The following is a 20,750-nucleotide window of genomic DNA, read 5'->3' as shown; positions in this document are numbered from 1 at the left end:
TATATATAATTTAATATAAATAGATAAAGTACATTAAATTATAAAAATAAAAATAGATAGAGTACATTAACTTCAGTAAATAAAATTAATTGCATAAATAGAATAAATTACATATTTAAAATAAACTATATAAATAAATAGAATACATTAAATCTTGTAAATTTAATAATTATATTTGTAAAATTAATCATTTTATAAGTAATATAGAATATATATTACTTATGTAATAGTAATAATAAAAAATAGTTATATTATTTGTAGTATATATCTGCTAATTTTTATTATTAGCAATAAAATAATTAAATAAAATAGAAATGAAATATCTAAAACAATATTATGTATTTATAAATAGTTCAGAAATTCAAAAAATTTAATAAAAAATTAATGTTTCACGTGAAACATTAATATAGATTTGAAAAAGGAACTGTGTTACAATAATATTTGTTAAAAAGATGAATTAAATTACTTGAAATATAGAAAGGTATTGAAATGGGAAAAATAATTGCAATTGCAAACCAAAAAGGTGGAGTTGGTAAGACAACTACAGCTATAAATTTGTCTGCATGTATAGCAGAAAGAGGTAAAAAAGTACTTTTAGTTGATATTGATCCACAGGGAAATGCTACAAGTGGGGTCGGTATTATAAAACAGGAACTAGAAAAGACAGTTTACGATATGTTTATTGGAGAATGTAGGTTATCAGAGTGCTTGACAAGTAGTATTGTAGATAATTTAAATGTTTTGCCATCAAATGTAAACCTATCAGGAGCAGAAATAGACTTAATAGGAGTGGATGAAAGAGAATTTATACTAAAAAAAGCATTAGAAGGAGTAAAAGACTTATATGATTATATAATTATAGATTGTCCTCCATCATTAAATGTATTAACAGTTAATGCTTTAGTTGCAGCTGATTCGGTTATAGTTCCAATCCAATGTGAATATTATGCTTTAGAAGGACTTTCACAGTTAATCTATACTATAAATTTAATTCAGGAAAGAATTAACCCGGTATTAGAAATTGAAGGTATAGTATTTACGATGTATGATGCTAGAACAAATTTATCTAACCAGGTTGTAGATAATGTAAAAGAAAATATGCATTTAAATATATATAAAACAATTATTCCGAGAAATGTAAGATTGGCAGAAGCACCTAGTTATGGGCTTCCTATACATATGTATGATGCCAAATCAGCAGGATCTGTAGCCTATATGAATTTAGCAAAAGAAGTAATTAAAAATAATAAAAATAGATAAGTAGTAAATAAAAATTAAAAATTTATAATTGCTTAAATAAATGACGTATGACTTGTAAAATAGTATAAATAATAAAAAAAAATACATATTTATATATGGATATGCAGGAATTTTAGAAAAAACAAGTTAAAAATATGCATTTAAAAAAATAATTATTAAATTTTCATATATAAAATAAACTAAAAAAGTTATGTAAACTAAATATAAATAAGAAGTATAAAGGAGAATATTATGCCAAGACCAAAAAAAGGCGGATTGGGAAATGGATTAGAATCAATGATACCCAATTATGGTGCAGCCATCAAACCAAAGAAAAATGAAGATAAAGAAAAAGAAGTTGTGGTAAAAGAGGTTGTAAAGGAAGTTGTAAAAGAGGTAAAGGTACCTCAGGATACGTTAGTTAATATTAATGATATTGAACCAAATAGAGAACAGCCAAGAAAAAATTTTGATAAAGATGCATTAGAGGAATTAGCTGAATCTATAAAGATTCATGGACTTATTCAACCAATAATTGTTCAGAAAAAAGAAGATTATTATGAAATTATAGCTGGTGAAAGAAGATGGAGAGCAGCTAAAATAGCTGGTTTAAAGGAATTACCGGTTGTAATAAAAGAATATACACCTCAGGAAGTGATGGAAATTGCTTTAATAGAAAATATACAGCGTAAAGATTTAAATCCAATAGAAGAAGCAATTGCATATAAGAGTCTTGTTAACGAATATAACTTAAAACAGGATGAACTTGCTAAAAAGATGTCAAAAAGTAGAGCTGCAATTGCAAATTCAATGCGCTTATTAAAATTAGCAGAAGATGTCCAAGAGATGATTATTAATCAGGAGTTGTCTATGGGACATGCAAGAGCATTACTTGCAATTGAACATGAAGAATTGCAAATAGATACAGCAAAAACTGTAATTGAAAAGGGATTAAGTGTAAGAGAAACAGAAAAATTGGTAAAAAATATACTTAAACCAAAGCAAATAAGAATGGAAATTCCACCTGTTGATAAGGCTGTTTATGATCAGATTCAGGATAGATTAAAAGAAGTAATGGGAACTAAAGTTTCAATTAATCCAAAAAAGAATGGTAAAGGAAAAATTGAAATAGAATACTATTCAAGTGAAGAATTAGAAAGACTGATAGAATTATTCAGTGGAATTCATGAGTAAATTTGCAAAATATTAATATATACAAATTAATAAAACAGTCTTATAATGTAAAAATGAAAAATAAAGGAGAAAGAAAATGATACAGGAAATATTTAGCAGTGCATATACATATATTATTACAGTTGTAGTAATGTTTTTGATTTTTCTTATTTTATACATTAAGCAAAGTATGAAATTAAATAAGTTAATGAAAAAATATGATAAGTTTATGAAAGGAAAAAATGCAGAAAATCTTGATGGAGCAATAAGAGAGAGTTTTAAACAGATTGAAAAAATAAATGTAGAACATCAAAAGACAATGATTAAAGTAGAAGAATCTGTTCATAGAATAAATTCAGTGTTCCAGAAGTTAGGAATTGTAAAATATAATGCATTTAAAGAAATGGGCGGAAACTTAAGCTTTGCATTATGTATGCTAGATAGTGAAAATACCGGATTTATTTTAAATACAATGCATGGAAGAGAAGGAAGTTACACATATATCAAAGAAATAATTAAAGGTGAAGCTTACGCTACATTAGGAGAAGAAGAAAAAGAAGCATTAGAAAAAGCAATGAATTCATAATAAAGGTTAACATCATAGTTTAATATTAGAGAGTAAGTTAGATAAATATAATAATCAAAAATAATAAAAAATAATAAAAATGAGATTAGTTAAAATATAGACTAATCTCATTTTTTTTAGGGCATGACCCTATTTATGAAATTGAATTTAATAAAAAATTCAACATCAATTGTGGTTAATATAAGAATATTGGTAATATGTTTATTAATAATTATGGATAAAAATCTAAGAGTAATTAATAAATAACACGAAAAGTAAATAATTATTAATAAATACAATGCTTATATTAATAAAAACTATTAATAATTAAATTAATACTCGTACTTATATTAATATTCATTTACTTTTATCATTGATTTTAAAATATCAAATTCTTCAGGATTATCTTTATAAATTCTTGCAGTTGCAACAATTGGAAGCCATTGGTTTACATAACGTTTAGTTGTTCCTGTCATATTACAAAATGAATCTAAATATAATTCAGCATATTCAGGCATATTTATTTTAAACCAAATATAAGTACGCGCAATATCAGCACTGGCGTTTCCCTGAGATGCATGATTCCAATCTAAAACGCAATAATCATCACCTGAGATAATAATATTGTGTGGAGTAAGATTTCCATGGCACAATTTTTTATGCTTTGGTGATGAATCAAGCATTTCTAGTAAATCAAATTGAGTTGATTCATCTAAACCTGAATTCTTAATTCCATATTGTAATTTTGCTTTTTGTCTTGGAATAGCAGTACAAAAATTAGTATGAATAGAAGTCTGTATAGTAACTAATTTATTAATATATTCTTTAATATTTTCAGGATTATTATTAATAAGTGAAAAAAGAGATTCACCTTTAATTAAATCAAATTTGATACACCACTGTCCGTCTTTTTTATAAACAGAGTCAATTAAAGGAGCGTGTGCATCAAGTTCTTCAACCTTAGAAGTAATAAATGCTTCTTGAAAAACATCTTTCTTGTCGTAATCAATATTAAAAATTTTGTATGTATAACTTTCGTCGTTGTATATTTTATTATGACGTCTTTCATTCATCAATTGTAATTCCATAATAAATCTCCTCATATAAAATGTATTACTAAAATGTCTGGATAGTGATTAATCGTCAGAAACATTTATAGAAAATAAATAAAGTTCATTCGATTTCATATTTAATAAAAAATTAAATTATTTATTTGAAGGTTATTATACCATAATGCATAAAAATTTACTAGAAGTAACATAATATATTGTCTAAAATAACTATAATATAAGCATAACAAATAGGTATAAAAAAGTAAAAGAAAAATCGACGAATTGTACAGAAAACTTGCAAAAATAGGGTGTTGGGGTTATAATCGAAATGGCGTGTAAAAGTAAAAATTTTTATGCAAAGGGAGAAAAGAAATGTTAGATATTAAATTTGTCAGAGACAACCCGGAAGTTGTAAAACAGAATATTAAAAATAAATTTCAGGATCATAAACTTCCATTAGTAGACGAAGTTATTGAATTAGACGAAAAGAATCGTAAAATAAAGCAGGAAGTTGAAGCACTTCGTGCTGAAAAGAATAGTCTTTCAAAATTAATTGGTGGATTAATGAAAGACGGAAAGAAAGATGAAGCTGAAGAAATTAAAGCTAAAGTTGCTGCAGGTAATGCAAGAATTGATGAACTTACAGACGAAGAGAAAACAACAGAAGAAGAAATCAAGAAGAGAATGATGGTTATTCCAAATATTATTGATAAATCAGTACCTATCGGAAAAGATGATAGTGAAAATGTTGAGATTGAAAGATTTGGTGAACCAGTAGTTCCTGATTTTGAAGTTCCATATCATACAGATATCATGGAAAAATTTAATGGTATTGATTTAGACGCTGCAAGAAAGGTTGCAGGAAATGGATTCTATTATCTTATGGGAGACATTGCAAGACTTCATTCAGCAGTTATTTCATATGCAAGAGACTTTATGATTGATAGAGGATTTACTTATTGCGTACCTCCTTTTATGATTAGAAGTAATGTTGTAACAGGTGTTATGAGTTTTGATGAAATGGATCAGATGATGTACAAGATTGAGGGAGAGGATCTTTACTTAATCGGTACAAGTGAACATTCAATGATTGGTAAATTTATTGGAACACATACAAATGAAGAAGATCTTCCTTACACACTTACAAGTTATTCACCATGTTTCCGTAAAGAAAAAGGCGCTCACGGTATCGAAGAGAGAGGTGTTTACAGAATTCATCAGTTTGAAAAACAGGAAATGATCGTTATTTGTAAGCCGGAAGATAGCATGATGTGGTACGACAAACTTTGGAAGAACACAGTAGATTTATTCAGAAGCATGGATATTCCGGTTCGTACTTTAGAGTGTTGTTCAGGAGATTTAGCAGACCTTAAGGTTAAATCAGTTGACGTTGAAGCTTGGTCACCAAGACAGAAGAAATATTTTGAAGTTGGTAGTTGCTCTAACTTAGGAGATGCTCAGGCAAGAAGACTTTCTATAAGAATTAGAGGAAAAGAAGGAAACTATTTTGCTCATACTCTTAACAATACAGTAGTTGCACCACCTCGTATGCTTATTGCATTTTTGGAAAATAACCTTAATGCAGATGGAAGCGTAAATATTCCTGAAGTTTTAAGACCATATATGGGTGGAATGGAAAAAATTGTTCCTAAGAAATAGTTAAAATATTTAAAAACAAGATAAATTCAGAAAAATTTTATAAATGTCGCTATAGCTCAGTTGGATAGAGCGACCGCCTCCTAAGCGGTAGGCCGGAGGTTCGACTCCTCTTAGCGACGCCTGGATGTTATACCGAAAACTTTGTAGTCAAAGTTTTCGGTTTTTTATTTTAGGATAATATATTGTTTATGGGAATAAATATTTAAATAAAACAGAATTTGATTATTTGTCAGGAATGATGGCAACACAAAATTTTAAGAAAATAAATTTTTAAATAAATATTAAATTTTTAAATAAATATTTAAGAAAGTCTCTTTGCCAAACATGGGATAAAATTAAGAAACAAATAAACTATAAAATGGAGATTATTACTTTTTAAGAATAAAATAAACAATTAAATCAAATAGATAAATAAAATATAAATGTAATACATATTGACAAGTAATTAAAATAATAAGATAATTGTAAAGTACGTGTAATACCCTATTACTCAAATGTTACAATTGCTATAATACAATTGTAAAGTACGATATTTAAAGGAAAGGTTATAAAACCGAGATTATGGATTATATTGTAATGGATTTGGAATGGAATCAGAATCCTTATGGTAAAAACAATAATCATCCTGACATACCATTTGAAATAATAGAAATAGGTGCAGTTAAAGTAAACGATGATTTAGAAGTTGTAGATGAATTTCAGCAGGTTGTAAAACCTAGAGTTTATAAAAGATTGCATTATAAAATCCAGGAAATTACTCATTTGACAATGGAAGAGTTAAATTCGGGTGAAGATTTTAGAAAAGTGATAAGAAATTTTCTAAATTGGTGCGGAGATGACTATATCTTTTGTACATGGGGATCAATGGATTTGACAGAATTGCAGAAGAACATGAAACATTATGGGATGGAAAGAATATTAGAATTTCCATTATTTTATGTTGATTTGCAAAAAATGTATAGTTTGTGTTATGAAGATGGTCATATAAAGAGAACTTTGTCATATGCAGTTGAAGAATTGAATATCAAAGAAGATGAACAATTCCATAGAGCTATATGTGATGCAGAGTATACTGCTAAAGTAATGAAAGCAATGGATTTTGATAAAGTAAAAGAAATGCTTTCAATTGATACTTTTTATTCTCCTAGAATTAAGGAAGAAGAAGTATTTGTTAGATTTCCTACTTATACAAAATATATTTCAAGGGAATTTTTAAGTAAAGATGAGATGTTTTTTGACAGGGATGTAAGCAGTATGAAATGTAATGTGTGTGATAAACCATTAAAAGTTCTTATAGATTGGTTCTCAGACAGTGGAAAAATGTATTATTGTTTGGGTGAGTGTCAGGAACATGGATATGTTCGAGGAAAAATAAAAGTTAAACCTCGGGAAGAAGATAGTTTCTTTGTTGTTAAAATCATGAGGAGTACTGATGAAGAGGGAGCAGAAAGTATTAGAGAAAAACAGGAAAGCATTAGGGAAAAAAGACGAGAGAGAAGACAAAAATCGTTAGATAGTGAGATTGTCATCGAAGAAATATGGGATGAAGATGAGATAAAATCAGAATTGGATGACAAATAATAAAAAGGACATGTAGACGGGAACGTTAACATGTCCTTTTTATTATTATTTTGTATTGTTGTAATTCTCCATCAATGAATCAAGTTCATTTAATAAGCAATCAACTTTACCGTAGAAGGCATCGTTATTTGTAGGAGAATCAAAATTATCTCTAATATTTGTAAGAGCATCAATAATATTATTCAATCTGTTCTTACCACTTCCGTTAAGATATAAGAAATATCTGCTACGTTCATTTTCCTGTGGTGTCATTTTCTTCAATACAATCTCGATATTTGGCTTTTCACCAATATATCTATATGTAATTGAAGGTGATGCATGGTTAAATAAGTTCTGTAAGTAGTAAATATCACCTGTTTCATGATAATAATTCCAAGCAAAAGTTTTTCTCATTGTCTGTGCTCCGATTGAAGTTAAGCCAATCTTGTGACCAACAGATCTTAAAACTCGATAAGCCTGTTCTCTTGAAACCGGTTTATCAGATGAAGCATGTCCTCTAATTAAGAATGCTTCAGGATTTTTTCCCTTAGTATAATCTTTAATAATTGCCTTCAAATCTTCTGGAATTTTGAAAGTATTTTTGATGTTCTTTGTTCCAATTTCAACTGTGATTTCATCTTTGTCAGTAACATCTTTGTTTTTGAAATTTAAAATGTCCTGAAGTTGTAAACCTGTTCCAACTCCAATTTCAAACATAATGTAATATTTATAGTCTGTGTTTTTCAATGCCTCTTTAAATTTTGATAATGTTTCAGAATCCTTAATAGGTGCAACCCAATTCATATAAACCCATCCTTTCAATTCATTGATTTTTAACGGTTACGTCTTCTTTTTGAAGCTCTTACTGCATTTAAATGGTCCATTTTCTTCTTAAAGAAGATAATAATTACTGCTAAAATAACTAAAATTACTGCAATAATTATAATTTTAAATATAGCTGAACTAAATTTAAAGTGAGACTTTGATACAGTTTCTTTTTTAGTTGTCTTTTTAGTTGTGTCTTTGTCAGAAACTTTTGAAGAATTATTTGAATTTTCAGAATCTACAGAAGTTTCTGTGTCAACTGTAGTCGATTCTTCAGGAGTAACAGTGGCATTAACACTTATTTTATTTGACACTTCACTATACAAAACAGGAGCAGTTCCAATTGTATGATTTCCATATGAGTAAGAAATCGTAGCAACGGTATTGTTGTCGTCAGAACTATCCTCGTTTAAAGTAATAGTAGAAGTTGTATCAGCAAAATTAGCATCTTTTGGAAGTACAACTACAGCATCTTTAGATAATGATAATCTGTGAAGCTTAGTTTTAAATATAGAATCAAAATTGTTAGTAAATGTTGATTTGTTTTCAAATCTAGTATCATTTTCAGATACATTTGTCAATTTAAAATTCTTAAATCCAAAGTCTAATAAAGCTGTTGTATCCACATAGGAATTTGTACCAGGCGAATTAAGAACAACAGTAATAAGAGTCATGCCGTCTCTTTGAGCACTTGTTACTAAAGTTGTTCCGGATTCATTTACAAAACCGGTCTTACCACCAATGATTCCGTCATAATGGAAGGAATTCCATGGCTGAACCATCTGATGACGTTGACTTATAGTAAGAGGTTCTTTTCGCTTGTTATCTGTAGGTAGTGTATAACTTGAGGAATTAATAATTTCTCTAAATACCGGATATTGTAATGCTGCCTGCATAATCTTTGCCATATCGTAAGCGGTTACATAATGTTTTTTATTAAAAAGTCCACATGCATTAGCAAAATGAGCATCATTTGCGCCAGCCTGTTTAGCACGTTTATTCATTAATTTAGCAAATTCTTCAATACTTCCACTAACATGTTCTGCTAAAGCAGAGGCTACTTCATTAGCGGATTGCAACATTAATGCATATAAACAATCTTTAACACTCATTTCTTCACCAACGACAGCTCCAATATTGGCTGCTTCAGGTTCAAGAGTGTCAATAGCGCTCTGTGAAAATGTAACAGTATCATCAAGATTACAATTTTCAATGGTAAGTAATGCTGTCATGATTTTAGTGATACTGGCTGGATACATTTTCTGATGGCATTTTTTATCAAAAAGTACTGAACCGGTAGAGGCATCAATCATTACGGCAGTTTCGGCAACTAATCCCGGTCCACTAGGCCAGGAAACAGTGTCTGCACTTACAACAGAGTTACTATTATATGAACAAAAGCCAAATGATGTTACCGTAATAACAATCATCATGACCATAGATAATATACGTTTCATTCTTAATCTCCTATATTTTGATGTTGGTTATAATCTATAATAGTTTAATAAATGGAAAATTAGTTTAATTAACCTAAATATCATAATATAGTATACAGCAAAATAAATGAATATAAAAGACAAAAAATTCATTAAAACTTAATAAATATAAAATGTCCTATATTGTAAATTCTAATTTATAAATGTGAAAAAAGTATTAATTAAATGTGAAAACTAACTTATAAATAATTAACACGTGGAAATAGAAAATATCCTATTTTCACGTGTTAATGTATGAATATTAATTTTTATTTTGCGTCAGCTCTAGCTTTTATTACTTTAAGCCTTGTAAATTCTTCTCGCTCTTTTTCTTCAAGCGCATTAGAAATTGTTTTAACAAGTCCTTCATATGTTGGAATTGTTATATTCTTTAGAGCATTTGCTCTTTTTTGCGTTTTCTTAATATTATAAGCAAGTCGGTAAGCTGAATTTTCAATCATCGAAAGTCTGATTGTTAAATCCTTTACTTTTTCAAAACAAGTTTTTGCCTTGTCTAGAGACTCTGTAGTTCCATAAAAAGAGTAAACAGGATTATGAACAGATTCGTTATTAGTAACAAGAGGAATTTCAGTTCCCATGATACTTCGACTTTTTATTTTTACATCATGTTCAAGAGGAACATTAAATGCAAATATTTCAACATTTTGGATTCCAAGTTCGATATTTGCTCTTTCCAAAGCTGTGTAAGCTTCAGTAAATGTTTTATCGATATCGTCCTGAATGTCTTTAGCTTTAGCATTTAAATCCATAATTTCACGAACAAGAATATTACGTTTTTTGTCCATTAGTTCAAAGCCCTGTTTCGCAAGAGCAAGAGAATTTTTTGCGGCTATTAAGTTACCTTTGGTTGGTACTGCATTTAAATCCATAAAAAACCTCCTTGTTTGAAAAATTAAAGTGAATCAGAATCTTCTTCGTCATCATTTAAAGATACACTATCGTAATATTTCTCAAGAATCTTTGTATCAATTCTATCAAGTTCTTTCTTAGGAAGAAGATGTAATAACTTCCAACCTAAATCTAGTGTTTCTTCAATAGTTCTATTTACATTTGGTCCCTGACCAACAAATTGCTGCTCGAAAGCTTTACCAAATTCAAGATATTTTTTATCTGTAGGTGATAATTCATCTTCACCAATTACTGATGCTAGAGCTCTGGCATCACCAACTTTTGCGTAAGATGAGAATAACTGGTTAGCAACATCCTGATGATCTTCTCTTGTAAATCCTTTACCGATACCATCCTTCATCAAACGTGAAAGGGAAGGTAATACATTAATTGGAGGGTAGAGTGACTGTCCGTTTAATGAACGGTCTAAAACTATCTGACCTTCTGTAATGTAACCTGTTAAGTCAGGTATAGGATGTGTTATGTCATCGTTAGGCATTGTAAGAATAGGAATTTGAGTTACGCTACCTTTTGCTCCTTCAACAATACCTGCCCTTTCATATATAGTTGCGAGTTCACTGTATAAGTATCCGGGATAACCTTTTCTTGAAGGAATCTCACCCTTTGAAGATGAAACTTCACGCATAGCTTCTGCAAATGATGTCATATCAGTTAAAACAACTAAGATATGCATATTTTTTTCGTATGCAAGATATTCTGCAACAGTTAAAGCAACCTTTGGGGTTATCAAACGTTCTACAACAGGGTCATTTGCCAAATTTAAGAACATTACAACGTGTTCAGAAGCTCCGCTTTCTTCAAATGTTTTCTGGAAAAATTCAGCAACATCGTGTTTTACACCCATTGCAGCAAAGACAACTGCAAATTCTTCATCAACATCATCACCAAGAGATGACTGATTAACAATCTGTGCAGCTAACTGATCATGAGGTAAACCATTTCCGGAGAATATAGGAAGTTTCTGTCCTCTAATCAATGTTGTTAAACCGTCAATAGCTGAAATACCTGTTCTAATATAGTTTCTTGGATATTCACGGGAAACCGGATTAAGTGGTTTTCCGTTTACATCTCTCTTTTCTTCAGCAACGATTGGACCAAGACCATCAATAGGCTGGCCAATTCCGTTGAAAGTTCTTCCTAAAATATCAGGTGATAAGGCTATTTCCATAGGGTGTCCTGTTAATTTTGTATGTGTATTTGAAAGGGACATTCCTTCTGAACCTTCAAATACCTGTATAACTGCTTTATCTTTGTAAATTTCAATAATACGACCGAGACGTTTCTCGGCACCGTCATTCATTGAAAATTCTACTATTTCATCGTAAGCCGCATCTTTTACACCTTCAAGTGCAATAAGAGGACCATTAATTTCGCTTAAACCTAAATATTCTATTGCCATTTTGGTACCTCCTTATGCATGTCTAGCCATGATTGATGCATAGTAATCATCAATTTCATGTTTATAATCATCAAATTTTTCAAGTTCATTATTTGCAACATCATATTTGATAGAAATAATTTTTTCAAACATATTGTTTTCCTTTAATACTGATACAGGAATTCCAAGATTAATAATCTCAAAAGCCTTATCATTCAAATAAAGGATAAGTTGCATCATTTTTAACTGCTTCTCAAGAGGTACACATGTATCTTCAGCATGGAATGCGTTCTGCTGTAAAAATCCTAAACGTATAACTCTGGCTATTTCAAGAATAAGCTTTTGGTCATCCGGAAGTACGTCACTACCAATAAGTTTTACAATTTCCATCAATTCGCTTTCTTTATTTAAAATAGCTAAAATTCTGTTTCTGCAGTTTACAAAATCAGGACCTACATTTGTGTTGTACCAGTCTGCAAGATCATTTACATATTCACTATAACTTGTAAGCCAGTGAATAGCAGGGAAGTGCCTTGCATAAGCTAATGATTTATCAAGTCCCCAGAAACATCTAACGAAACGTTTTGTATTCTGTGTTACAGGTTCTGAGAAGTCACCACCCTGAGGAGAAACAGCTCCAATAATTGAAACAGAACCTTCTGTTCCGTTAAGGTTTTCCATATAACCCGCTCTTTCATAGAATGCTGAAAGTCGGCTTGCAAGATATGCAGGGAAACCTTCTTCTGCAGGCATTTCTTCCAAACGGCCTGAAAGTTCTCTTAAGGCTTCAGCCCATCTAGATGTAGAATCGGCCATTATAGCAACATCGTAACCCATATCTCTGTAGTATTCAGCAAGAGTTAAACCAGTGTAAATACTAGCTTCTCTGGCAGCAACAGGCATGTTAGATGTATTTGCAATTAATGTTGTTCTGTCCATCAATGGATTTCCTGAACGAGGATCTACTAATTCTGAGAATTCATCAAGAACCTGTGTCATTTCGTTTCCACGTTCACCACATCCGATGTAAATAATAATGTCGGCATTTGCCCATTTTGCAATCTGATGCTGAGTCATTGTTTTTCCTGTACCAAAACCACCTGGAATAGCGGCTGTACCACCTTTGGCAATAGGGAAGAGAGTATCAAGAATTCTCTGACCTGTTACAAGTGGCTGGCTGGCAGGATAACGTTTATTAATAGGACGAGGTGTACGAATTGGCCATTTCTGAGTAAGAGTCAATTCTAATTCTTCACCATTGTCTTTCTTTATTACTGCTATAGTTTCGTTTATTGTATAAGGACCATCATCTACAACGCTAATAACTGTTCCAGAAATATAAGGGGGTACCATTGATTTATGTAAAATGGCTTTTGTTTCCTGAACTTCTGCTATAACTGTACCACCGGATACATAATCACCCGGTTTAATTGTAACGTGAACATCCCATTTTTTTGTTGTATCAAGAGAATCAACACTAACACCACGGCTGATGAATGCGCCTGATTTTTCTCTGATTTTACTTAAAGGTCTTTCAATACCATCAAAAATATTGTTTAAGATTCCTGGTGCAAGAGTAACAAAGATTGCAGTTCCAGTTCCATAAACTAATTCGCCCGGTTTAAGACCACTAGTTTCTTCGTATACCTGAACGGTAGTCATTTCAGATGTAAGACCAATGATTTCGCCAACAAGTTTTTCTTCGCTTACGTAAACCATTTCACCCATCTGAAAATCGGTCTTTCCTTTTATATAAACTACAGGACCGTTAATACCGTATATCTTTCCTGTTTTTACCATCTGGCTGCCTCCTAAATTGAAATCGTAAACTTTTCCTGCTCCTCAGCAAGCTTTGTTTTAAAAGAATTGTCAACTAACATATTTTTATCTGAAATAATAGCTTTACAACCACCAATAAAAGGAACAGTGCTTATTTTAATATCGGCACCTGTATGACTTTGTAAATCAGATAATAAAGATTCGTCACTTGAATCAATATAAAATTCTACTGTAGTATCATTAAAATCTGAAGATATTTTGTTGATTTGTGATATAAGTTCCTTTTTATATTCTTCTGTTTTCTTATAAGCGTTCAATTTTTCAACAACTGCTGAAAAAATTTGAGATTTCAGCTTGTTTTGGTGTAATGTAACAGTTCTACGAACTTCAGCCTGAACTTTTGAAAGTTCTCTTTTAACTTCAAGTCTCACCGCATTTAGTTTTGCGCTTTCAACGGACTTAGATTCTAAAAGTGCTGTTTCTTTATGTTTTTCAAACTGTTCATCAAGAGACTGTTTGTAAGCTGTTAGTATATCATTACTTTTAGCGGATGCATTATCCAGGGAGACATTTTTAAAATGTTCCATTTTTTCTTCTATTGTCATGCTAAGCCCACACTTTCTATATTTTTATTCCGATAGCTTCATTAATATATGCTGTAATGAAATCCGGACGACGGCCTGAACCGTGGCGGTCAGGAATTTCCAGCAACAAAGGAAACGTACGGTTTAATTTAATATCATCAACAATCTCAGGAATTTCTTTTCCAAGCTTTTCTGTCATTAAGATAATTCCAATATCTTTTTGAGAAAGAACTTCGTCTAAAGCCTGCTTAATTTCCTGCTTTTCGTGAACAACAACTCCATCAATTCCTGCAAGACGCATTCCTGTAAGAGTGTCCACGTTATCACTAATGAGAAACATTCTCATAATTTGTTCCTCCTATCTGTGTAAGTGTTAAAGTTGTATGATTTATAATGCACCTAAAATCATGAATGCGATAATTAATCCGTAAAGAGCAATACCTTCTGCAAGACCTGCAAAGATAAGTGCTTTACCAAATACGCTTCCATCTTCACTAATTGCTCCAAGAGCAGCACTTGATGCACTTGCTACTGCGATACCACCACCAATACCTGAGCTACCAACTGCTAATGCAGCTGCGATGTATCCAAGACCTGAACCTAATGATAAGCCGGCAGTAGTTGTTTCAGCAGCACTTGCTGTCTGAGCAAACATAACAACAGTTGATAAAACTAATAAACCGAAAAATCCAACAACGTTTATTGCTAATGATTTTTTAAAGCGGCCTCTGCTCTTTTCACCAACAAAGTAAGCTACCATAGGTACGATAATTGATAAAGTTAATGCGATAAATAATGTGACTTTTAATAACATATTTTTGTCCTCCTAGTGTTTAATATTTTTTGAATAAGGTTTAAATTCCTTACCGGAACCTGAATAAAAACGGCCAAATAATTCATAGTATTCAAGACGCAATCCCTGAATTGCTACAACAAGGCCTTCCATACCACATACGAAAATGTTACCAAGAATTAAAACTAAGATATTTGGTGAACCTCCGTCTGTAGCTCCTGCTAATGTTAAAACTACTTCCATCATGGCACCGTGGCTGATTGCAAATGCACCGACACGAAGGAATGATAATGTATTTGAAAAATAGTTTAACAACATCTCAAAAAGTTCAAAGAATCCTTCAACAAAATACATTGCTGCTGATTCAGGAAATAACTTTTTGTTCTTTTGTACAAGATTTACTATAGGTGCCTTTAATGCAATTAGAATTAATGGAATGACGAACATTATTACAAGAACGATAGTTCCTGGAAGAGAATGTCCTGACATGTATAAAATAACTACAGCCATTAACGATGCATAAAATATAAGACCTGTAAGACCGTTAGGTCCTATAAGTAAATCTGCATATTTTTTATTTTTGAAAGCATTTACCATATTAATAATCATTGTTATGAGTATTAAGAATACACCAAATAATATGGCAGCTACAAAAACTGTGTTAAATGAACCAACTATAGGCAAATTCATTTTACTTGTTCTTGGATTAACCCATATTTGAGGAATTACACCCTCAAATCCAAATACACTTCCGTATAATAATCCAAATATGGCGGAAGTAAATCCTGCTGCTGATAAAATAGCGGCTAAAGGAATCTTCTTTATCAGGTATACAATTAAGCCTATGGCAAATATGCATAATCCCTGTCCTAAATCACCAAACATTGCACCAAAAAGAAGTGAATAAGTTATTGCTACAAAAATAGTAGGATCAAATTCGCCGTATTTTGGTAAACCGTACATTTTAACGTACATTTCAAATGGTTTTGCAAATTTAGGATTTTTTAATTTTGTAGGTGGAACCTTTGATTCATCAGTTTTATTATCAATCATACAAACAACATTAGGATCATTTTCTGTCTCGGCCTGAAGTGAAAGAGCATCCTTTGTTGCCATCCATCCACAAAGAATATGGAAAACTATGTTAGAATCACGTGTACATGCTGCAAGTTTTCTTACATCAAAATTTCCATATGCAATTTCTATTCTGTTGCAGGCAGATAAAACATGAGATTTATTTACCTGAACTAAAGTTGAAATTCTACTTTCTACAGTTCTTATTTTTTCATCAATTTCTGAAATTGACTTTGCAATATTCATACATGCCTGAGCAGGAGTACCTGAATAATTATCAGGAATTTTAACCTGTTCAAAATGTAAAGCTTCAAATGATTCATCCACTTTTTTTATTGATATTTCAGGAGCAAAATAAACACCCCATATAAAATCATTGTCAACAAGACAATCAATAAAAACAGCGTCAAGATCAGGATTAATAAATGTTTGGAAACTGTCCCACATATCTCTAGGAACACGACCAAAACGGTATTTGATGTAATTCATTCCCAAAACCTGTTTTAAGTCGTACTCTAAATTTTTAAAAGGAGAAATACAATCATAATCTTCATTTAATTTATCTTTTCTTATATTGAGAGTATTAATTTCTTCTTTTAAATCTTTGATTTGGTCATCGATGTTATTTATTACATTAGTAGCTTCTTCAACACTCATATCGGTTAATGGAGAATTAGCAATGCTTTCATCCATTAATTCAAGTAAAGCGTGACTCTTATCTAAAATATCTTTGTATGGATTAGCTTCAACGTATGGAAGTAAATTTCCTGATGAGTTAAGTTCTACTAATGCATTTTCAAGTTGTATCTCGTATTTTGATAAATACGTATCAATAACTCTGTCGATATCTGATTTAGGTCCGGCAAGAGTTACAAAACTCATTTGTACAATCACTAGATACCACTCCCCTTTCCATTTATATATTGTAATGTCTTCTCCGGACTGTATTGATAACGAATACATTCAAGAGCAGTAATGATTTTAGCTGATTCAGAGTTTTTCATATGAAAATATCCGTTTATTGCAGCTAATGAATAAGGAGATTCTTTAAAATCTTTAAAAATTATTTCATCCATAATATGATTACACTGCTCTTCAAAAGGCATTTTGCTTGTGAAATCAAAGTGTTTTCCATATCTGGTTTTTGATATTAAAGAAATAGTATCCTCAATAGTTGGTGCTTCAACTATATTTTTTATTTCTGATTTTTTTAATTTATAATTTACAGGAATTAAAAAAGTATAAATTGAAGCTGATGAAACTGAATAGTAAGATTTGCATCTGTAAATCCATAACATATTCAGAAGATCAATACGTGAACCGTATGATTCGGTAATATATGCACATTCTTTTTTAGAATAGGAATCTTTTGCTTTCCATATAGAAGCAAAATAGAATAAATCCAATCCCATTTCATAGTCAAATAGTGCAGCGTTATCTAAAGTGCTGACCTTAAGAAGTGGTGCATAATAAATAGTACCCTTTAAACAATTTATAAATTCTTCCATAGTTGTAGTCTGGGAAAGCTTCTGAGTGTCAATCTTTGAATGCTTCTCAAAATCATTCTCGATTACAGAAATAGAAGTAGATTGTCTAGGATCAAGCATTGCCCTCATATATCTTTTAAGCGTCTGAATTTCATATCTCATAAAATAAAGATTGAGATATTTACGCTGCCTTTTCTGAGCAAAACAATAAATCTTAGAAAAATCAGAATATGTTGAAAAATTAAGTAACCATTCAATCTGTCCACGGTGAATTGTAGAAGGGTCAATATCTGCAAAAAGTTCTTCATAATAAGGAAGCTTTTGCAGATATGCAAATGCATCTGCCACAGTAGTAAAGTGAGCAAGTTCTTCGTATTGTTCGTTTGTTAGTAATTTACTATGCATGGCTTTGATTTTAGTTGTCAAAGCACTGTAAGCTAATAAATTTCCACCTGTCATAGAATCACTCCTTTACAATATGGTTAAATATGGACTCAATCCATAAATCTTTGTTAGCAGTGTACATAGAATCTAAAGTTTTTAATGAGGCTTCTGTTTCCTTCTTGAAGTCATCAATAGCGTGCTCATTTTCAACAAGTAAAGATTCTTTTAATTGGTTTACCTGCTTGTCGATGCTGCTGGAAAGTTGTTCATCGAATTCTTTAGTCTTTTGCTTAATCATGCTTGCGTAAGCTTCTTTTTCCTTACGGGTGCTCTCCATAATCTGAGAAGAAGCTTTGTCGATTTTAGTTAAATCCGATATGATTGAATTAATATCATTTACCATATGCAGCCTCCTTTGTTTAATTAGTATGTATAAAATTCTCATAAATAGACTACCACTTTTTAAATAAAATGCAACAAAAAGAAAAATTCTTAAGAAAAGAAAAATGTTTATTTATTTTATAAACATTTTATTATAAAATATTATAAGTTAAGTGAAAAAGTAAATTATAAAATTAAATTTTCGGAGGATAAAATGCGATTAAGAAATGTACCGGGTTCACGAGAAGCAATTGCAGAAAGTGAATATACAATTAATGAACCAGAATTAAATAAAGGAAAATGGAAAGAAATTTTTGGAAATGATAATCCTATAAGAATTGAAATAGGAATGGGAAAAGGTAAATTCATTACAACATTAGCGCAGCAGAATCCAGATATTAATTACATTGGAATAGAAAAGTTCTCAAGTGTTTTAATTCGTGCAATAGAAAAAATGGAAGAATTAGAAATTACAAATTTAAAATTTATAAGAATGGATGCTGAAAAAATCGAAGACACATTTAATAAGGAAGAAATTGATAAAATTTACTTAAATTTTTCCGATCCATGGCCAAAAGACAGACATGCAAAAAGAAGACTTACATCAAAAGAATTTTTCAAAAGATATGACAATATATTAAAAAAAGATGGAGTAGTTGAATTTAAGACAGATAATAATGATTTGTTTGATTTTTCATTGGAACAGATTCCTGAAGCAGGATGGAATATAGTGGAATATACAAGAGATTTACACAACAATGAAAAAATGAATGAAGGGAATATTATGACCGAGTATGAAGAAAGATTTTCAAAAATGGGTAATAATATTAATAAATTAATTGCAAACAGATAATAAAAATAAAAAGCTAAGCGTCAATAATGTATTTAATAAAATTAGATTATGTATAAATACATTATAAAATGCTTAGCTTTTTAAATTAGTTTGCTAAAGATTTAATATTTAAAAAGTTATTAAATGCTTATTTTTTTACCTTCATAAAGTCCGAAATAATTTTTAAATAATCAGTAAAACTCTTTGAATTAGATTCATGCTTTATTTTAGGAAGATTAACATTTTGCTTTTCTAAGTTGTGCTCAACAATATCGTCAAGAATGCTTGAAATAACAGCAACACAAGGAACGCCTAAAAACATTCCGACAATTCCACCAATCCATCCTCCGACTGTAATTGCAAAAATAATCCAAATAGGGCGAAGACCAGTTTTGTCACCTAAAATCTTTGGACCAAGAATATTTCCGTCAAACTGTTGTAAAATTATAACAAAAATTAAGAAAGCGAGTCCCTGCTTAGGTGACACTGATAAGGATATCACTAAAATGCTAGGTATAGCACCAATAAATGGACCAAAATATGGAATCATATTTGTAAGACCGACAAATATACTAACAATAACTGCATATGATGAACCAATATTAAACAACTTCATACCTAAAAGGCATATTATACCAATGATTAATGAATCAATAGTTTTACCAATAATAAATCCACTGAAAATGTCATTTGCATGCTTAAAAGTGCTCCATACATAGATTGCACGTTCTTTTCTAAAAATTGAATAAACAATACGTTTAAAGCTTCTTGAAAGAATATCCTTATCAAGTAACATATAAATAGAAACAATAATTGCAACAATAAAATTTAATACCCATCTAACAATTGAAATGGAAGCATTGGCAATTGAAGGAGCTAAATTGGCAGCCCATGATTTAAATGTTTCTAAGTAGCTAGGCATGGCATCCTGAATTGCAGCCTGAACATATTCGACAGTTGAGTTAGGATATTTCGAACTTATTTCTTCTATATAATTAATAAAATTCTGATATATTGTAGAAATATTTCCAGCAATATCAGAAATACTTTGTATAAATGAAGGTATAATAAAGAATAGTGCTAAAATCAACATACCAAAAACAATAACGTATGAGGATATTAAAGCAACCATTTTACGTACCTTAACATTAGATATATGAATTGTGTTTGTAAAAAAACGATTCTCCAACTTTGATGAAAGGTTACCCATTATGTATGCAATAAAGAAACCAAGTAAAAATGGAGAGAGGCTGGATAAAAGACCCAAAAGAAGACTTTTAGTTTCTGACCAGTTCCAAATACATCTTATAAAAAATACTGCTACAACTGTAGTAATAAGAGCATAGATGCATAGGGTAAATAATTTTTTGTCGGGTTGAAATTTATTTTGATTCATAGGAAACCTCCATATATTTAAACTGAAAATAACAATTAATTGAAGTATAACAGTAACAAATAATCAATACAAGAAGATAATAATAAAAAAATAAAAAAAAGGGGTTGATTTTTGTATAATCATGAATTATAATATCATCGTTGTCAAAAATACTAAGCGCGATTAGCTCAGTTGGAAGAGCACC

Annotated in this window: 19 protein-coding genes and 2 tRNA genes (1 of these 21 cut by a window edge); 8 read left to right on the top strand and 13 right to left on the bottom strand. The window is 30.6% G+C overall.

Going from position 1 to position 20,750, the window contains the following annotated elements; genetic code table 11:
* Positions 1-489: 489 nt before the first annotated feature.
* From ABMA45_RS04965 to ABMA45_RS04955, 3 genes are all read left to right on the top strand, one after another.
* Complete coding sequence (locus tag ABMA45_RS04965) at positions 490-1,260, top strand: ParA family protein (RefSeq protein WP_022088783.1); 771 nt, start codon at positions 490-492, stop codon at positions 1,258-1,260.
* A gap of 231 nt (positions 1,261-1,491) precedes the next feature.
* Positions 1,492-2,433, top strand: coding sequence for a ParB/RepB/Spo0J family partition protein (locus ABMA45_RS04960; RefSeq protein WP_022088782.1), 942 nt, complete (start codon positions 1,492-1,494; stop codon positions 2,431-2,433).
* 76 nt (positions 2,434-2,509) lie between these two features.
* Positions 2,510-2,998: a DUF4446 family protein gene (locus ABMA45_RS04955; protein WP_022088781.1), complete on the top strand. Its 489-nt coding sequence runs from the start codon at positions 2,510-2,512 to the stop codon at positions 2,996-2,998.
* A 329-nt stretch (positions 2,999-3,327) separates the two neighbouring features.
* On the opposite strand, the gene ABMA45_RS04950 is transcribed toward ABMA45_RS04955, so the two are convergent.
* Positions 3,328-4,065 carry a phosphotransferase gene (locus ABMA45_RS04950; RefSeq protein WP_022088780.1) on the bottom strand — a complete coding sequence of 246 codons (738 nt, stop codon included), beginning with the start codon at positions 4,063-4,065 and terminating at the stop codon, positions 3,328-3,330.
* 336 nt (positions 4,066-4,401) lie between these two features.
* Between ABMA45_RS04950 and serS the strand changes: the two genes are divergently transcribed.
* The 3 genes from serS (at position 4,402) to ABMA45_RS04935 (ending at position 7,269) form a co-directional block, all read left to right on the top strand.
* On the top strand, positions 4,402-5,688 hold the full coding sequence (serS, locus tag ABMA45_RS04945; RefSeq protein ID WP_022088779.1) for a serine--tRNA ligase: 1,287 nt from the start codon (positions 4,402-4,404) through the stop codon (positions 5,686-5,688).
* A 45-nt stretch (positions 5,689-5,733) separates the two neighbouring features.
* Positions 5,734-5,807 (top strand) — tRNA-Arg (locus ABMA45_RS04940).
* Positions 5,808-6,249: 442 nt separating this feature from the next.
* Positions 6,250-7,269 (top strand): 3'-5' exonuclease, encoded by a 1,020-nt coding sequence (locus tag ABMA45_RS04935; RefSeq protein WP_243003075.1) that lies wholly within the window; start codon positions 6,250-6,252, stop codon positions 7,267-7,269.
* A 45-nt stretch (positions 7,270-7,314) separates the two neighbouring features.
* Here ABMA45_RS04935 and ABMA45_RS04930 read toward each other — a convergent pair whose 3' ends face one another.
* From ABMA45_RS04930 to ABMA45_RS04880, 11 genes are all read right to left on the bottom strand, one after another.
* Entirely contained in the window at positions 7,315-8,052 is a 738-nt protein-coding gene (locus ABMA45_RS04930; protein ID WP_022088777.1) for a tyrosine-type recombinase/integrase, read from the bottom strand.
* A 29-nt stretch (positions 8,053-8,081) separates the two neighbouring features.
* Positions 8,082-9,530 carry a D-alanyl-D-alanine carboxypeptidase family protein gene (locus ABMA45_RS04925; RefSeq protein ID WP_022088776.1) on the bottom strand — a complete coding sequence of 483 codons (1,449 nt, stop codon included), beginning with the start codon at positions 9,528-9,530 and terminating at the stop codon, positions 8,082-8,084.
* 287 nt (positions 9,531-9,817) lie between these two features.
* Positions 9,818-10,438 carry a V-type ATP synthase subunit D gene (locus ABMA45_RS04920; protein ID WP_022088775.1) on the bottom strand — a complete coding sequence of 207 codons (621 nt, stop codon included), beginning with the start codon at positions 10,436-10,438 and terminating at the stop codon, positions 9,818-9,820.
* Positions 10,439-10,461: 23 nt separating this feature from the next.
* A complete protein-coding gene (locus tag ABMA45_RS04915) occupies positions 10,462-11,877 on the bottom strand; it encodes a V-type ATP synthase subunit B (RefSeq protein ID WP_022088774.1) in 1,416 nt (471 codons plus the stop codon).
* A gap of 12 nt (positions 11,878-11,889) precedes the next feature.
* The gene (locus tag ABMA45_RS04910; protein ID WP_022088773.1) at positions 11,890-13,656 is read right to left on the bottom strand and encodes a V-type ATP synthase subunit A; all 1,767 of its coding nucleotides are present in this window, start codon (positions 13,654-13,656) and stop codon (positions 11,890-11,892) included.
* 11 nt (positions 13,657-13,667) lie between these two features.
* Positions 13,668-14,240 carry a V-type ATP synthase subunit E gene (locus tag ABMA45_RS04905; protein ID WP_022088772.1) on the bottom strand — a complete coding sequence of 191 codons (573 nt, stop codon included), beginning with the start codon at positions 14,238-14,240 and terminating at the stop codon, positions 13,668-13,670.
* A 16-nt stretch (positions 14,241-14,256) separates the two neighbouring features.
* Positions 14,257-14,565 carry a V-type ATP synthase subunit F gene (locus tag ABMA45_RS04900; protein WP_022088771.1) on the bottom strand — a complete coding sequence of 103 codons (309 nt, stop codon included), beginning with the start codon at positions 14,563-14,565 and terminating at the stop codon, positions 14,257-14,259.
* Between the two features lie 42 nt (positions 14,566-14,607).
* Positions 14,608-15,033: an ATP synthase subunit C gene (locus ABMA45_RS04895; protein ID WP_022088770.1), complete on the bottom strand. Its 426-nt coding sequence runs from the start codon at positions 15,031-15,033 to the stop codon at positions 14,608-14,610.
* Positions 15,034-15,045: 12 nt separating this feature from the next.
* Positions 15,046-16,980, bottom strand: coding sequence for a V-type ATP synthase subunit I (locus ABMA45_RS04890; protein WP_022088769.1), 1,935 nt, complete (start codon positions 16,978-16,980; stop codon positions 15,046-15,048).
* Positions 16,980-18,032 (bottom strand): V0D/AC39 family V-type ATPase subunit, encoded by a 1,053-nt coding sequence (locus ABMA45_RS04885; protein ID WP_022088768.1) that lies wholly within the window; start codon positions 18,030-18,032, stop codon positions 16,980-16,982. The genes ABMA45_RS04890 and ABMA45_RS04885 overlap by 1 nt, the downstream gene beginning before the upstream one ends.
* 4 nt (positions 18,033-18,036) lie before the next feature.
* On the bottom strand, positions 18,037-18,360 hold the full coding sequence (locus ABMA45_RS04880) for a hypothetical protein (protein WP_022088767.1): 324 nt from the start codon (positions 18,358-18,360) through the stop codon (positions 18,037-18,039).
* A 192-nt stretch (positions 18,361-18,552) separates the two neighbouring features.
* Between ABMA45_RS04880 and trmB the strand changes: the two genes are divergently transcribed.
* Positions 18,553-19,191 (top strand): tRNA (guanosine(46)-N7)-methyltransferase TrmB, encoded by a 639-nt coding sequence (gene trmB, locus ABMA45_RS04875; protein WP_022088766.1) that lies wholly within the window; start codon positions 18,553-18,555, stop codon positions 19,189-19,191.
* Positions 19,192-19,318: 127 nt separating this feature from the next.
* Here the strand turns inward: trmB and ABMA45_RS04870 are convergent, their stop codons facing one another.
* Positions 19,319-20,566: an AI-2E family transporter gene (locus tag ABMA45_RS04870; RefSeq protein ID WP_022088765.1), complete on the bottom strand. Its 1,248-nt coding sequence runs from the start codon at positions 20,564-20,566 to the stop codon at positions 19,319-19,321.
* Between the two features lie 156 nt (positions 20,567-20,722).
* On the opposite strand from ABMA45_RS04870, the gene ABMA45_RS04865 reads away from it, so the two are divergent.
* Positions 20,723-20,750: transfer RNA gene (locus tag ABMA45_RS04865), tRNA-OTHER, on the top strand (it continues 74 nt past the right edge of the window).

The organism is Eubacterium sp. CAG:156 (genome assembly GCF_000434315.1).
Taxonomy (GTDB): domain Bacteria; phylum Bacillota; class Clostridia; order Lachnospirales; family Lachnospiraceae; genus Eubacterium_U; species Eubacterium_U album.
The sequence above is the reverse complement of the archived record's forward strand: the minus strand, read 5'-3'. Positions and strand labels throughout refer to the sequence as shown.